This is a genomic window from Methylobacterium sp. AC690, from assembly GCF_979256535.1.
In genome coordinates this window covers 155,937-171,083 of record NZ_CEEDOX010000015.1, presented here as the reverse complement: position 1 = coordinate 171,083, position 15,147 = coordinate 155,937, and the positions used below count along the sequence as shown (strand labels likewise).

The following is a 15,147-nucleotide window of genomic DNA, read 5'->3' as shown; positions in this document are numbered from 1 at the left end:
CCGCACGCCCCCGAGGTGAAGGGCGCCCTGCCGCTCCTGGAGGACAAGGCCGCGGGCCGGGGCCCGGGCCGGGTGAAGGGGGAAGCCGCGCGCCGGGGCGGCGCCATGCGGTGGGCCAGGGCCCGGATGTCCTGCGCCAGGGCGGCGCCGGCCTGGACCGGGGCTGCCCCGCCTGGGATCACGGCGGCGCCGGCTTGGATCACGGCTGCGCCGGCCTGGATCACGGCTGCGCCGGCTTGGACCGGGGCCGCGATCCGCGCGCCCGCCTGGAGCGGAAAGGTGACCAGGGAGATCTCCCACAGGTCGATCGCCTCGAGCCGGCGCAGGCCGCCCCGCTGGGGCTGCGCCCGCACCGTGCGGAACCCGATCGAGAGCCCGTCGAGGCCGCCCGCGCCGAGCAGGGCGTCGAGCTCGCGGGCGCGCTGGACCGCGAGGTTGAGCTGGCCCGCCACGCGCAGGCCGCGGGCATCCTCGTGCAGGGCGAGCCAATGTCCCACCGGCTCGGCCGGATCGTGCTGCCAGAGCATCCGCACCCCCGCGCCGCCCCGCGCCGCGAGGCTGGCCGCGAAGGCGCCCGGCGCCACCACGTCGCGCCCGAGATCGGGCACGCCGAACAGGCTGGCATAGCCGGTGAAATGGCCGTCCATGGGAGACTCCGCGGCGGGGATTGAGAGGGGGACGGTCCCCCGATCGGATCCTTGTCCGGGCTGTCCCGGTCGGGACCCTGTAAGGGGCCGGGGGAGAGCCGCGGTGCGACGGACCCGGGCGGTTCGCGTTGAACCGCTTGGCTCCCCGGTGTCCACATCGTGTGTGCACAGGGGAGGCGGGTCGTGGCCCACGACGACGAGGCGTCACCGGAGCCGCCGCGAAAGGTCGGCGTGCGCGAGTTTCGCGGCAACGTCGCCGGTTGCATGCGCCAGGTGCGCCATGGCGCGTCCTTCGCGGTGACTGCCCGCCACGCGGTGATCGCGATCGGTCCGCCGCCCCCGCCGTCAGGTCGGCGCCGGCCTGGCACCCTGCGCGGGCAGATCGACAGGGCACCGGATTTCGATGTCCTGCCCCCTGAGCCGCTGGCCGCCATGGAAGGCGAGGATGCGGAAGGCGAGGATGCGGAATGCGAGGAGGCGTGAGGCTTCTCCTCGACACCCACGCCCTGCTCTGGTGGCTGCTCGCAGACCCGAGATTCGGCCGGGCCGCCCAGGACCTGATCGCGGACCCCGCCAACGACGTCCGCGTCTCGGTCGCGTCCCTCTGGGAGATCCAGGGAAGGTGCGGGTCGGACAGCTCAAGGCCGATCCCGGCAGCATCCTCGACGCGGCGCGGGACCAGGGCTTCGACAGCGTCGGGATCACCCCGGCGCATCTGCTGGCCCTCGGCGACCTTCCCCGGCAGCACGGGGATCCGTGGCATCACCTGCTCATCGCCCAGGCGAAGGCCGAGGGCGCCGTCTTCGTCTCCGAGGACCGGCACGTTCCGGCTTACCCGGTGGCGTTCGTCCGCTGCTCCGGGTCGGCGCAGGTGCGGCTGGCGAGCCGGTCCGAAACGGATCCTCCGGGTTCGGACGGGTCCTGAGACACAGGATCCGCGGCTCGGGTCGGCGGACCGTCCGACCTCAGCGCGGCCCGTAGCCCACCGCCTCGCGCTTCTCCGCCTCGGTGAGGAAGTCGGCGGCCTGGACCCGGCGCCACAGGCTCTCGCGCTCGGGGGCCAGGGCCTCGATGGCGTCGAGGTCGGGCTCCAGGCGGGCGGGGCCGAAGGCCGGCTCCAGCCAGTGGGCCAGGGCCTCGGCGGTGCGGCGCACCAGGGGGATCACGGTCTGGCGGTAGAAGGCGCGGTTGGCCTCGGCGTAGTTGGCGTGGGTGTTGTCGCCGGGCAGGCCGAGCAGCAGGGGCGGCACTCCGAAGGCGAGGGCGATCTCGCGGGCGGCGCCGCTCTTGGCCTCGACGAAATCCATGTCCTTGGGCGAGAGCGACAGGGGCTTCCAGTCGAGCCCGCCCTCCAGCAGCAGGGGCCGCCCGGCATTGCCGGCGCCCTGGTAGTTCGCCTCGAGCTCGCCCTTGAGCCGGGTGAACTGCGCGTCGCTCAGGGTGGCGCCGGCGGCGGTGGCGAAGACCAGGGCGCCGGAGGGCCGGGCGGCGTTGTCGAGCAGCGCCTTGTTCCAGGCCCCCGCCGCGTTGTGGATGTCGAGGGCGGCGGCCGCCGCCTCCATCGGCGCGAGGCCGTAATGGTCGTCGGTGGGGTGGAACAGGGTGAGGTGGAGGATCGGCGGCACCCCGTCCCCGCCCTGGTCGAAGCGCAGGGTGCGGCCGCCCACCGCGTAGTCGTAGGCCGCCGGCCAGCCGTCGGGGCCGGGCACCACCCGCATCCGGTCGGGACGCAGGGCGTGGAGCTCGCGGGGCACGCCGTCGAGGCCCGTGGCCTGGAGGTAGGCGTTCCCCGAGACCATCAGGTGCCCGTAGAGCGATTCGAGCAGGGCCGCGCCGCCCTGGCGCGGGTTCGGCCGGGCCAGCAGCGCGGTCAGAGGGTGCGGTTCGGCGACGCCGGCCCCCGCCAGCCCGAGCGGCAGGGCGGCGGCGGCCTCGGCCACCAGCCGCACGGCCCGGTGGACGATGGCGTTGCGCTGGAAGCCCGCCCGGGCCAGCGCCCCGATGTCCCGCGGCGTCCAGGAGGCCCGGCCCTCGCCGTAGAAGGCGACGCCGACGCTCGCATAGGGTGCCGCGAGGGGCGCGGCCTTGGTGTCGGGGGCAGCCTTGGTGTCCGGTGCAGCCTTGGTGTCGGGGGCGGCCCGGCGCACGAGCCGGGAGAGGAGGTTCGCCATCGGGGCCTCGCGGAAGCATCGGTGTGGAACGGCGGTCAGAGGCGCCGGATGCGCGGCTCGGGGCCGCTACGCAGGAGCAGGTGCGTCAGGGCCCAGACCAGGGCGTCGAGGCGGTCCGGCGAGGCGCCGGAGGAGAGGCCGTCCGGCCCGAAATCGCAGAGCTCGTCCTCCAGCGCCGGCAGGGCGCCGACGTGGTGGACGCGCCCTTGCGCGTAGAGCATCGAGACCGGCTCGGCCCGCAGGTACTTGCCGCGCGTCGCCCGCACGGGGGTCACCGGCACGGCGGCGTCGACCTGGTGCAGGACGGCGGTGGCCATCTCGCCCCCCTGGTTGACCTCGACCACGAGGCTGTCGGCCGCGAGGCGGTGGTAGAGCGCCAGCGCCGTCGCGGCCCAGGTCTCGGGGGCGGCCCGGGCCAGGGTGGCGTCGGCCAGCACGTAGGCCTGGCCCGCGGCGTCGAGGCCGGCGGCGACGATCCCGCAGGCATCCGCCCCGGCCTTCGAGGAGGCCGGCGGATCCACCGCCACCACGATGCGGCGCAGGGCGTCCGGCGCCGTCGGGACGCGGGCGGCCTCCAGGCGGTCGCGCTGCCAGAGGGCGTCGGGCCGGTCCGCGATCAGCTCGCCGTCGAGCTCCTGGCGCCCGAGGCGGGTGCCGGCATAGCGCCCCACCACCGCCGCGAGGAAGGCCGGGGCGAGGTTCGCCGCGTTGTCGGCGGTGCGGGCCCGGCTGACCACGGTCAGCGGATCCGCCAGGATCCGCCGCAAGAGCGGGATCGGCCGGGGCGTGGTGGTGACGAGGCCGCGCGGACGGTGCCCCAGGCGCAGGCCGAACTGGATCATGTCGTAGGCGGCCTCGGCGTAGCGCCACTTGGCGATCTCGTCCGACCAGACCGCGCCGAACTGGGGCCCGCGCAGGGAATCCGGCTCCTCGGCCGAGAAGGCGAGGCCGACCGCGCCGTTGTCCCATTCGAGGCGCCGGCGCGAGGGCGACCAGCGCGGCCGTTGCCCGGGCAGGCCGAGGAGGCCGGACGGACCCTCCACCATGACGTCGCGGACATCCGCGAAGGTCTCGCCCACGAGGGCGATGCGCCCGACCGGGCGGGCGGTGAAGGCCGGGTCACCCAGCGCCAGGGCGCGGACCCACTCCGCCCCCGTCCGGGTCTTGCCCGCGCTGCGCCCGCCGATCACCGCCCAGGTGGTCCAGTCCGCCAGGGCCGGGCAGGGCGGAAGCTGGTCGTCGCGCGCCGCCAGGAGCCAGTCCGTCGCCAGGGCCCGGATCTGGGCCGGCGGCAGGCTCGCCAGCAGGACCGGCATCCGCCCGCTCGCCGCCGAGCGCCTCAGCACGGCGCGCGATCTCCGCGCGCAGGGCGGGCAGATCATCGGCGGGCAGATCATCGGCGGGCCCATCGCCGGCGAACCGATCGCCGGACGAACCGCCGCTGTCGCCGGATGCCGAGCCATCGCGTCCTCCCCGCCCGTCATCCGTGGTCTCGTCGAGGAGGCGCTTCAGCCCGCCGAGATCCCGCAGGACCCGGGCGCTGTCGAAGGCCGGAACGCCCGCCGCCCCGTTCAGGGCCGCGTCGAAATGCAGGATCTGCCGGGCGATCTGCGCCCGGAGCGCCGCCCGCATCCGGCGGGGATCGGTGTCCAGGCCCAGGGCGCGCCCGACCTCGCCGGGCCGGCGTCCCTCCAGGCCGCACTGGGCGAACAGGGCCTCGGCCCGGTGCCGGGCCACGCCCAGGGCCTGGGCCAGGTCGCCGATGTCGATCCAGTCCTCGCGGTAGAGCCGCGCCACCGCCGCCCGCCGCGCCGGCTTCCAGCGCGCGGGGGTGAAGGCCGTGGAGGCCGTCGCCGCCGCGGGGCGCCAGCCGAAGCGCTTGTTCCAGGTCCGGATCGTGGTGACCCGCACCCCGGTCTCGGCCGCGATGGCGGTGACAGGGCGCGCGGTGTCCCGCATGGCCGCCTCGACGGCCCCCCGGATCGACGCGACGATCGGCACGAGCTTCGCCATCGCCGCCTCCCTTGCCACCCACACTTCCTGAGCGTGCCGTAGGGATACCCCAGGAGCGTCGCGGTGTCAAACATATAATCCTAAATCGGATTTTATTCGTAGATCGCCGGGGTGTCCCGCGGGGCCGGGATCGCGGCTGCCGGCGCGGCACCCGCCGGCGGGGCGGTCGCGCGTTCGGCAGAATTCGCGCGCCAACCGGCAGACCTCCGAAGTCCGCGGCTTTGCGGTGGCCTGACACGATGCAGCCTGGAGCGTCCGTTCGAGAAAACGGCAGGTATTTGCGCGCCTCAGTACGGTATCGGACGGGGATCGAAACCGCTGAGATCTTCGGGAGCCAGATCTCGAGCCGAAGACTTCCGACGACTGACTGCGGTGGCAACGCGATCTTAGTATTTTGTCAGCACGATCTCGCTTCCGATCGGTGGTTTCTTGTCTGGGTCCCACGGTGTCACGCCCGCACACGCTGAACATGGAGCGCCCGACTCACCTCTCGCGCGTGATCACGGGTTTCAGCGTGGCGGTCGTGGTGGTTCTCTGCGCCATGACCGGCGGCGTCGTCCTGAACATGCGCGAGCATGCCTGGAGCCAGGCCACCCTCACGTCGGAGACCCTGCTCCGCAGTGCCGAGCGCACCCTCGACCGCGATATCGAGCTCTACGATCTCTCGCTCCAGGCCGTCGTCGAGCGCCTGCAATCGCCCGAGCTGGAGGGCATCTCCCCGGAGGTCCGGCGGCTCGCGCTCTTCGACCGGGCCTCCTCGGCACCGGGTTTCGGCTCCATCTTCGTTCTGGACGAGCACGGACAAGCCTACGTCGATTCCCATTCGGTCGTTCCGCGCCGCCTGAACGCGTCGGACCGCCGGTACTTCCGGGTCCACCGGGACCGTGCGGATCTCGGGCTGCATCTCGGGCGGCCGATGCGGTCGGGCGTGAGCGGCCGGTTCGTGCTGCCGCTGAGCCGCCGCGTCAGCTACGCGGACGGGTCGTTCGCCGGCGTCGTCATCGGAACCATCGAGATCGCCTACTTCACGGAGATCTTCCGCCGCCTCAACACCGAGGCGAAGGCCGCCATCAACCTCTTCCACGACGACGGGGTCCTGCTCGTCCGAACGCCGGCCGACTCGCTCCTGCCCGGCCGCGACATGTCTTCCGTGGCCAGCGTCCAGCGCTTCATCCGGGAGGATTCCGGCCAGCTGATCGCCTCGTCGTCCATGGACGGCGTCGACCGCCTGTACACCTTCAAGCGCGTCGGACGCTGGCCGCTGCGCATCAACGTGGCCCTCAGCATCGCCTCGATCAACGAGGCCTGGCGGCCCAAGGCCCTGTCCCTCGCCCTCGTCCTGGTGGCGATGTGTGCCGCCACGAGCGTCCTGTCGGTCTTCCTCCATCGGGAGCTGCGCCGCCGGATCAGCGCGGAGGACGCCGCGGAGGGGACGCGCCTCGAACTCGTCCGCCTCGCGAGCACCGATGCCCTGACGGGATTGGCGAACCGCCGGCAGTTCGACGAGGCTTTGGCGGCGGGCCGCGCAGAAGCCGGGCCGGACGCCATGGCGCTGCTGCTGTTCGATACCGACCGGTTCAAGCGCTACAACGATCTGTACGGTCACCTGGCGGGCGACCGGGTGCTGAAGGCCATCGCCGCCACCCTGATGCGCGAGGCCCGCGCCGCGGGCGGTCTCGCCTGCCGGATCGGCGGCGAGGAATTCGCGCTGATCCTCGCACCTGCGACCGAGGCGGAGGCCCTCGCCTGCGCCGAGCGCGTCCGTCAGGCCATCGTCGCGGAAGGGATGCCGCATGCCGGCCAGGATCACGGCGTCGTCACGGTCAGCTGCGGCGTCGTGCACGCCGCGCACGGCCCCGGCCTGACGACGGAGGCGTGGTTCGAGGCCGCGGACGTCGCCCTGTACGAGGCCAAGCGGCAGGGCCGCAACCGGGTGCTGGTCGCGGGCGCACGGGACGCGGGAAGCCCGGCCTGCGCGCCGACCGCCCCGGTGCCCGCAGGGTCCTCCGAACGCGTCCCGCAGGCCGATGCCGATGCCGAGGGCGAATTGCAGCGGATCCTGAAGCGCTACACGGCGCTGATCGACGCCAGCGCCTCGACGGTCTGGCGGGCCGGCCCGGATGGCCGCATCATCGACAGCGGGGGCTGGGAACGCCAGACGGGCCAGGACCAGGGGGCCGCCGGGGGCGATGGATGGCTCGACGTCGTCCATCCCGAGGACCGCGCCCATGCGCTGTCGGCGTGGCGGCGGATCACCGCCACGGCGGAGACCGGCGTCGTCGAGTACCGGGCCCGCCACGCGTCCGGCGGGTACCGCTGGATCTCGGCCCGCGCCGTCCCGCTGAAGGACGAAACCGGCCGGCTCGTCGAGTGGGTCGGCGTCGCGACGGACATCCACGAGGCGCGCCAGGCCACGGAAGCGCTGCGCATCCAGGAGGAGCGCCATCGCCTCGCCGTGCGTGCGACGCGCGACGCCGTCTGGGACTGGGACCTGACGACCGACGAGACCCAGTGGAGCGAGGCCGCTCCGCATCTCTTCGGGGAAGGCGATTCCGGAAGCGACCAGGGCGGCGCATCGTGGGCCGGCCGGATCCACCCGGATGACCGGGCCCGCGTCCTGGCCTCCGTCCAGGAGGCCGTCGGGGGGCCGGACGACCGGTGGGACGAGGCGTACCGCTTCCTGCGCGTCGACGACACCTACGCGGAGGTGATCGACCGGGGCTTCATCGTGCGGGACGAGGCCGGGCGGGCCCTCCGCATGGTCGGGGCGATGCACGACGTCACCGAGCCTCGCGAGGCGAACTCCGCCCTGCGCAGCAGCGAGGAGCGCCTGCGCCTGGCGCTCCAGGCGGGGCGCATGGTCGCCTGGGAGCGGGACATGACGACGGGATTGGCCACCCGCTCGGCCAACGCGATGGCCCTCCTGGGCATCGGCTCGGGGTCGATCGCGCTGCTGATCGACCAGGTCCACCCGGCCGACCGGCCGCAGGTCGAGAACTTCGTCGCCTATGGCGGAACCGCGCACGCGGTCGAGTTCCGGTACTTCCATCCCGCGGGGCCGATGATGTGGCTGATCATGCGGGCCGATCGGGTCACCGACGACCGGATCGTGGGCATCACCTTCGACATCACGGACCGCAAGCGCGCCGAGGAGCATGCCTGGTCGGTCGCCCATCACGACGGCCTCACGGGCCTCGCCAACCGCGGCTTCTTCCTGCAGCAGCTCGAGGCGGCGCTGACGGAGGCCGAGCGGGCGGGGGCGTGCGTCAGCCTGCTGCTGATCGACCTCGACGGGTTCAAGGACGTGAACGAGACCCTGGGCCACGACGTGGGGGATGCCGTGCTCGTCGAGGTCGCCCAGCGCCTCCGGGCCGGTCTCGGCCCGCGGGATGCGGTGGCGCGCCTCGGCGGCGACGAGTTCGCGCTGCTCCTGACCGAGGCGCCGGGGCTCGCGCACGCGGTCCCGTTCGCATCGACGCTGTTGGAGCGGCTTCACGCGCCGCTGAGCTATCGCGGCCGCGCGCTCACCTGCAAGGCGAGCATCGGAATCACCGCGTTTCCCGACCATCACCGCGATGGCCTCGAACTGCTCAAGGATGCGGATATCGCGCTCGACCGCGCCAAGGCGTCGGGGCGGAACCGCGCCGTCGTGTTCGATCCGTCCATGCGCGCCGAAACCGAACACCGCGTCGGCCTCATCGCGGAAATCCGCGCCGGGATCGACGCCGGCGCCTTCGTGCCCTTCTATCAGCCCAAGGTCTGCCTGCGGACCGGCGCCGTCGTCGGCTTCGAGGCCCTGGCGCGCTGGCAGCATCCGGCCCACGGCCTGGTGACGCCCGGCTATTTCGGGCTGGTCTTCGAAGATCCCGAGCTCGCCACGGCCCTGGGGGATTGCCTGATCCGGCAGATCGCCGCCGACATGCGGAGCTGGCACGGGGACGCCCTCGCCTTCGGTCGCGTCGCGGTGAACTTCGCCTCCGCCGAGTTCCGGAAGGCGGATCTCGCCGGCCACGTCCTCGCCGTCCTGGAGCAGTTCCAGGTCCCGCCCGCCGCCTTCGAACTGGAGATCACGGAGACCGTCTTCCTGGGCCAGGGCTCCCATTGCGTGCCGCAGACGCTGCAGCGCCTGCACGACGCGGGCGTGCTGGTGACGCTCGACGATTTCGGGACGGGCTTCGCGTCCCTGACGCATCTGAAGCAGTTCCCGGTGGGCCACATCAAGGTGGACCAGAGCTTCGTGCGCAACATGGAGAAGGACCCGGATGACGCCGCCATCGTGGCGGCGGTGATCGGCCTCGGGCACAGCCTGGATCTCCAGGTCACGGCGGAGGGCATCGAGACCCGGGGGCAGGCGGAGCAGCTCGTCCGGATGGGATGCGATTACGCGCAGGGATACCTCTACGCGAAGCCGATGATCGGCGCGCGCATACCCTGGTTCCTCCGGAACTGGACCGGCGCCGCCCAGGGGGCCCCCGAGGCGCAACGGGCCTCCGCGTGAGGCCGGCCCGCCGTCCGGGCCCGCCGGACCATCCGGCAGGCGGGGCGCATCGACGGCGGGACGCGCGTCCTCCGCGCCCGGCCCGCCGCCGACCGCACCACGCCGCCGCGCCGCGGAGCCCGAGCCGTCCGGTCCGCTGGGACGGGACGGCGGAATCGGCGGGCCGACAGGCTCCCCGGCGCTGCGTTTTCCGCTAGGCTGTCGGACATCCGAGGAACGGGAAGGACATGCGGGCGATGAGTACGGACAGCCTGACGGCGCACGGCGTCTTCGACGTGGCGGAGCAGGCCGCGCGCCTGCCCGAGACCTCCGACACCATGGTGGCGGATCACCGCTTCACCGACGATCCGGCGGCGAGCGCCCGGGTGTTCCGGGTCTACCACCCGACGCCGCCGCACAGCCACGCCTCCTGCGACGAGTACCTCTACGTGCTGTCCGGGCGCTGCCTGATGAAGTTCGGCGACGAGACGCCGGTGGAGGTCGGCCCCGGCAAGCTGGTGTTCTTCAAGCGCGGCGTGGTGCATTCGGTGCCGGAGATCCTCGAGCAGCCGATGGTGTTCCTCTCCGTCGACACGCCTCGGCGCGAGCCTCGCGACATCCGCTTCGTCAGCGACGGCACGGGCACGCCCGACACCTTCATGCGGCAATCATGAGCGGCGCCCGTCCCGCAGGGGCGGCCTACTCGACCTTCTCGTTGGGGTAGACGCCCCAGAGCCGCTCCTGGCGGATGTAGCCGTCCACGTCGCCGCGCCGCTGCGGCAGCGCCACGATGATCCGGCACCAGGTGCCCGTGCAGGTCTTGACGCTGCCGATGACGCCGGCCTGGAGACGGGCCTCCTCGCCGGAGGCCTCGTCGGCCTTGGCGTAGAGCGGCACCGGAGCCTTGTCGCCCCCCTTGTCACTGCCCTTGTCGCTTCCCTTGCCGGCGGTGACGATGGAGGTGCGCCGGCCCGAGAGCAGCGAGTGCAGCACCCAGCCCTCGGTGCCCTCCGAATCGCGGATGCGGCGCCAGGTCTCGAACTCGGCGACGATCTCGACCGGCAGGCCGGCGCGCTGGAACACCCAGAGGGTGCGGTGGTCCTTCGAGGGCCCCTCGCGCAGGTTGACCCGGTCGGTCTTCAGGCTGGCGTAGCGCGGCAGCGGCAGCTTCGTCACCGGCCCCAGGGCGACGTCGGGCCCGGCCCCCGAGGCCGGGGCAGCCGCGGCGGCGCCGGCCGACAGGAGGGTCGCGAGGGTGAGGAGCAGGGCAGGCGCGCGCATCGTCCGGTGATCCTTCACGCTGTCCGGTTGCGGGCCGAAGGCTGGCGGCCGGCCCCGGCGTGCATTGTGTTCCGCGGCCTCTCTGGTAGAGAGGCCTCAGGGTCGAGAGGACCCTGGGGTCGTGGCCTTCCGGCCGTCGGCCCGGTCGTCTCGAATGTCTTGACCGGTGCGTGGTTAACGCGCGGTAAGCCGGCGGTGTCGCCCTCGCATCGGAGATCGCGCCGGAGACCGGCCGGGTCGGATCGGGGCTGGCCGACACCGTTCGCGGGGAGGGTGCATGTCGTCGTTGAAGCGCAAGCCGCTCGTGGTCGTCACGCGGCGTCTGCCCGAGGTCGTGGAGGCGCGCATGCGCGAGCTCTTCGAGATCCGACTCAACACCGACGATGCCCCGATGGCGCCCGACGCCCTGATGGCGGCCGTGCGCGAGGCCGACGTCCTGGTCCCGACCGTGACCGACGAGATCGATTCGGGCCTTCTCGCTCAGGCCGGCCCGAACCTGCGGCTGATCGCCAACTTCGGCAACGGCGTCGACCACATCGACGTCGCCGCGGCATTGGAGCGCGGCATCACCGTCACCAACACCCCCGGCGTCCTCACCGAGGACACCGCCGACATGACCATGGCGCTGATCCTCGCCGTGGCCCGCCGGGTCACCGAGGGCGCCCGGATCATCCCGGACGACGCCTGGACCACCGGCTGGTCGCCGACCTGGATGCTCGGCCGCCGAATCACCGGCAAGCGCCTCGGCATCGTCGGGATGGGCCGGATCGGCCAGGCCCTGGCCCGCCGGGCCAAGGCCTTCGGCCTGCAGATCCACTATCACAACCGCCGGCGCGTCCCGGCGCAGATCGAGCGCGACCTCGACGCGACCTACTGGGAATCCCTCGACCAGATGCTGGCCCGCGTCGACATCGTGTCGGTGAACTGCCCGCACACGCCGGCCACCTACCACCTGCTCTCGGCCCGCCGCCTCAAGCTCCTGAAGCCCGAGGCCGTGGTGGTGAACACCGCCCGCGGCGAGGTCATCGACGAGACCGCCCTCGCCCGCCTGCTCGAGGCCGGCGACATCTCCGGGGCCGGCCTCGACGTCTTCGAGCAGGAGCCGGCGGTCAGCCCCCGCCTGGTCAAGCTCGCCCGCGCCGGCAAGGTCGTGCTGCTGCCCCACATGGGCTCGGCCACCCACGAGAGCCGCGTCGACATGGGCGAAAAGGTCATCATCAACATCAAGACCTTCATGGACGGGCACCGGCCGCCCGACCGGATCCTGCCGAGCATGCTCTGATGGTGGGGCTGTCCCGCGGCATCCATGCCTGCAGCGGATGGCGGCCCCCCATCACAACGTAGGATCGGAACGGGCCCATGCCCGGCACGTTGACCGGCGCTGGCTCGGGCGGGGTCGGTGTTTGGAACGGGTGGATCGAGACATCATGGCCGCGGACACACCGTCGACCGAGGCGGCATCGGTGAGTGTTATGGGGTGCGGCGAGTTCCGGCGTTTCGCCGATTTCGTGCCTCTGATGATGTGGCGTGCCGATCCCCAGGGAGCCGCCGTCCATCACAATGAGTCCTGGCTCGCCTTCACGGGCCGCTCGGTCGAGGAGGAACTCGGCCACGGCTGGCGCCGCGGCCTGCATCCCGACGACCTCGAGCGCCATGCCGCCATCGTGGCCAAGGCCTTCGCCGCCCAGGAACCCTTCACCTCCGAGTTCCGCCTGCGCCGGCACGACGGCGCCTACCGGTGGCTTCTCGATACCGCCAAGCCCTTGCTCGAGAACGGCGATTTCGTCGGCTTCCTCGGGACCTGCTTCGATATCACCGACCGCAAGCATGCCGAGGAGCACTCGGAGCGCGCATTGGTGGAGAAGGAGGCGCTCCTCGCCGAGGTCTACCACCGGGTGCGCAACAACCTCCAGGTGATGGTCAGCCTGATCGGCCTCTACGGCCGCGCCGCGCCGGCCCCTTGCCGGGGCAGCTTCGAGGCGCTCGGTCAGCGGGTCCGTGCCATCGCCCTCGTGCAGCAGCACTTGCACGAGGCACCGCACATCGCCTCGATCGACCTGCGTGATTACCTGCACCGTCTCGCCTCCGGCCTTGGCCAATTGCGCCGGGCCGGGCGCATCGGCGTCACCGTCGGCGGTCACGGCAGCAGCCTGGTCGAGCCGCGCACCGCCAACGCCCTGGGGATGATCGTCGCCGAGGTGGTGTCGGAATGCCTCGACACCACCGCAGAGACGGTCGCTTGCGCCATCGCGATCCAGATCGACGCGGCAGCCGGCGGCCCCGTGCGCCTGAGCATCGTCTCCGGCGCGGGGGAGGGCGCTGCCCCTGGCAAGCTCGAGGTACCAAATCTCGGCCCTCGCCTGATCGCCGCTTATGCGTCCCAGGCCGAGATCGCCGTTCGGGGCGTCGGCACCGCCGCCGAGCCCCTGGAACTGCAACTGCCCGAGGTCCTCGCGCAGCCGTCCTGAGGATCGCATTGGCGATGGGATGAACTATATGCGCGAGGGTGCCGCTGCGCAGGAGCCGTTCCCCCACCCATGCTTCCAGACATTGCGACGATCATCGACAACTTCAGCATCCTCGATGAGGGGCCGGACCGCTACGAGTACCTGATCGAACTCGGGCGAGCCCTGCCGCCGTTCCCGGAGGCGTTGCTGACCGAGGAGAACCGGGTCCATGGCTGCGAGAGCCAGGTCTGGGTCGATGCCCGTATCGACCGCGCCGAGGCCCCGCCCCGCCTGCACCTGCGCGGGACCAGCGATTCCGTGATCACCAAGGGGCTGATTGCCCTCGTCATGGCCCTGCACGACGGCAAGGCGCCGGAAGACATCGCCAAGGTCGATGTCTTCCAGACCTTCAAGGAGATCGGGCTCGGGGCCCATCTGACCTCGAAGCGTTCCAACGGCGTCCGGGCCATGGCGGAGCGCATCCACCGGGACGCGATCCGCCTGACGGCCGCCTGAACGGCCCCCCAGAACCGGTCAGCTCCGCCGCGCGGCGTGCAGCGAAGTGTCCCGCCACAGGCGCGGGCGGGCACGGTCCGGCCCGACCGCGGCGCGCTCCAGTCCATAATGTTCGGCCAGGCGCGCCAGGGCGATGCGCGCCACCACCTTCGCCGAGCGGGCCGGCCAGCGTCGCTCCGCCTCGATCCGCTCGAGGCCCTTGAGGAAGCCGCACAGGTCGATCAGCAGGCCGGACAGGTCGCTGCCGACAGCGTCGAGGGCCGCCCGGACCCGCTGGCGAGCGGCCAGCATCGCGTTGGAGCCTGCGGCCGGATCCCGCGGACCTGATCCATCGACCTTCACGCCGCTCCAATCCTGACCCATCCGCGGCATCAGCGCCGCCCCGGTCAGATCCCGTCGCAGGCGTTCCCCCGCCTCGAAGCAGGCTGCGTCGATTAGGGGGGTGCCGTCGCGATCCCGCCGCCGTGCCATCCAGGCCAGGGGGCTCTCGGATGCATCCCGGACCGGCCGATCCGGCGCGAGGGAGCTGCTCACGAGATCGAGATGCTGGGCGAGATACGGTGTCTGAGAGCCGGCCGCCTCCCTGCGCAGCCGCGCCCCTCCTGCCGGACTGATCGTCATGCGGGCCCGGCGTCCCGAGCCGTGTTCCACCAGATCATGGGCCAGCAGTTCGGCGCCGGCGCTTCGTCCGAAGCGACCACCCCCGACGGAGATGCCGGTACCACCCTCCCGGACAATCCAGTCCTCCGTCTCGGTGGGATCGGGCAGCGCGTAGGCCCCTTCCTGCGCCAGGGCGTTGAGAAAACGACGGGCTTCGGAGCCCAGCGTCTCGCTTCCGCGATGGGCGGGCTGGGGGTGCGCAAGGCGGGGGCCGTGCTCTCGGGCCGGCGGCACCGCAGCGATCGACGGGACAGTCCGATCAATGTTCATGATTTGTTCCAGTACTCAGGGCAGCAGCGCCACGCGCCGGAATGCCGACAGTACGGGAAAAATATCCTAACACAAGTCTTGACGGCGATTTTGCCGAACACCCATCAGCCGGTCCCGGCTCGGAATGATCGGGCCCGGTCACACGCGCTTCGAGGCTCTTCGCAAACGGAGATAGGCTCCGGACGCCGCAGGCGCTCCGGAGCGCTCGCAAGCTTACGCCGCTTCGTCGTAGTTTCCGTTGCGGGTTTGTCCGAGGCCGATCGCCTTCGCCAGGTCGGAGCGCGCCTTGGCGTAGTTCGGAGCAACCATCGGGTAGTCGGGCGGCAGGCCCCACTTGGCGCGGTATTGCTCGGGGCTCATATCGTACTTGGCACGCAGGTGGCGCTTCAGCGACTTGAAGGTCCGTCCGTCTTCGAGGCAAATGATGTGATCGGCCGTCACCGACTTCTTCACGGAGATTGCGGGCTGAAGCGACGCTGCAGGCGCCTTCGCCTCGATCTGCCCGCTGGCAATTTGGGTCAGCGCCCCATGAATGCGCGTGATCAGTTGAGCCAACTCGCCGGGAGGCACCGGGTTGTTGCTCACATAAGCCGAAACGATGTCGACGGTCAGTTCGACATAATCCGCGGAGTGTTCGATGTCGGTCATAATCGGAAGAGCTCTCC

13 protein-coding genes are annotated in these 15,147 nt (G+C 71.9%); 7 read left to right on the top strand and 6 right to left on the bottom strand.

Going from position 1 to position 15,147, the window contains the following annotated elements:
• The coding region (locus AC0IY1_RS18455; RefSeq protein ID WP_471771429.1) for an HK97 family phage prohead protease at window positions 1-647 on the bottom strand (647 nt) is incomplete at its 3' end.
• Between the two features lie 183 nt (window positions 648-830).
• Between AC0IY1_RS18455 and AC0IY1_RS18450 the strand changes: the two genes are divergently transcribed.
• Together AC0IY1_RS18450 and AC0IY1_RS18445 are read left to right on the top strand one after the other, a co-directional pair.
• Window positions 831-1,130, top strand: a complete 300-nt coding sequence (locus tag AC0IY1_RS18450; RefSeq protein WP_471771427.1) for a prevent-host-death protein — start codon at window positions 831-833, stop codon at window positions 1,128-1,130.
• A 139-nt stretch (window positions 1,131-1,269) separates the two neighbouring features.
• Window positions 1,270-1,572 (top strand): PIN domain-containing protein, encoded by a 303-nt coding sequence (locus AC0IY1_RS18445; RefSeq protein WP_471771425.1) that lies wholly within the window; start codon window positions 1,270-1,272, stop codon window positions 1,570-1,572.
• Between the two features lie 40 nt (window positions 1,573-1,612).
• On the opposite strand, the gene AC0IY1_RS18440 is transcribed toward AC0IY1_RS18445, so the two are convergent.
• The gene (locus AC0IY1_RS18440; RefSeq protein ID WP_471771424.1) at window positions 1,613-2,818 is read right to left on the bottom strand and encodes a phage portal protein; all 1,206 of its coding nucleotides are present in this window, start codon (window positions 2,816-2,818) and stop codon (window positions 1,613-1,615) included.
• A 35-nt stretch (window positions 2,819-2,853) separates the two neighbouring features.
• Complete coding sequence (locus AC0IY1_RS18435; protein WP_471771422.1) at window positions 2,854-4,134, bottom strand: DNA-packaging protein; 1,281 nt, start codon at window positions 4,132-4,134, stop codon at window positions 2,854-2,856.
• A gap of 1,142 nt (window positions 4,135-5,276) precedes the next feature.
• Here AC0IY1_RS18435 and AC0IY1_RS18430 point away from each other — a divergent pair.
• Both AC0IY1_RS18430 and AC0IY1_RS18425 read left to right on the top strand, forming a co-directional pair.
• The gene (locus AC0IY1_RS18430) at window positions 5,277-9,329 is read left to right on the top strand and encodes a diguanylate cyclase domain-containing protein (RefSeq protein ID WP_471771421.1); all 4,053 of its coding nucleotides are present in this window, start codon (window positions 5,277-5,279) and stop codon (window positions 9,327-9,329) included.
• A gap of 236 nt (window positions 9,330-9,565) precedes the next feature.
• Window positions 9,566-9,982 carry a cupin domain-containing protein gene (locus AC0IY1_RS18425; protein WP_471771419.1) on the top strand — a complete coding sequence of 139 codons (417 nt, stop codon included), beginning with the start codon at window positions 9,566-9,568 and terminating at the stop codon, window positions 9,980-9,982.
• 25 nt (window positions 9,983-10,007) lie between these two features.
• Here AC0IY1_RS18425 and AC0IY1_RS18420 read toward each other — a convergent pair whose 3' ends face one another.
• Window positions 10,008-10,589 (bottom strand): SH3 domain-containing protein, encoded by a 582-nt coding sequence (locus tag AC0IY1_RS18420; RefSeq protein ID WP_471771417.1) that lies wholly within the window; start codon window positions 10,587-10,589, stop codon window positions 10,008-10,010.
• 277 nt (window positions 10,590-10,866) lie between these two features.
• On the opposite strand from AC0IY1_RS18420, the gene AC0IY1_RS18415 reads away from it, so the two are divergent.
• From AC0IY1_RS18415 to AC0IY1_RS18405, 3 genes are all read left to right on the top strand, one after another.
• Window positions 10,867-11,871 (top strand): 2-hydroxyacid dehydrogenase, encoded by a 1,005-nt coding sequence (locus tag AC0IY1_RS18415; RefSeq protein WP_055945949.1) that lies wholly within the window; start codon window positions 10,867-10,869, stop codon window positions 11,869-11,871.
• Between the two features lie 145 nt (window positions 11,872-12,016).
• Entirely contained in the window at window positions 12,017-13,057 is a 1,041-nt protein-coding gene (locus AC0IY1_RS18410; protein ID WP_055945946.1) for a sensor histidine kinase, read from the top strand.
• Between the two features lie 69 nt (window positions 13,058-13,126).
• Window positions 13,127-13,552 carry a SufE family protein gene (locus tag AC0IY1_RS18405; protein ID WP_055945943.1) on the top strand — a complete coding sequence of 142 codons (426 nt, stop codon included), beginning with the start codon at window positions 13,127-13,129 and terminating at the stop codon, window positions 13,550-13,552.
• Window positions 13,553-13,570: 18 nt separating this feature from the next.
• On the opposite strand, the gene AC0IY1_RS18400 is transcribed toward AC0IY1_RS18405, so the two are convergent.
• Window positions 13,571-14,482 carry a DUF6456 domain-containing protein gene (locus tag AC0IY1_RS18400; protein WP_471771414.1) on the bottom strand — a complete coding sequence of 304 codons (912 nt, stop codon included), beginning with the start codon at window positions 14,480-14,482 and terminating at the stop codon, window positions 13,571-13,573.
• A 213-nt stretch (window positions 14,483-14,695) separates the two neighbouring features.
• A complete protein-coding gene (locus AC0IY1_RS18395) occupies window positions 14,696-15,130 on the bottom strand; it encodes a Ros/MucR family transcriptional regulator (protein WP_055945938.1) in 435 nt (144 codons plus the stop codon).
• Window positions 15,131-15,147: the final 17 nt, after the last annotated feature.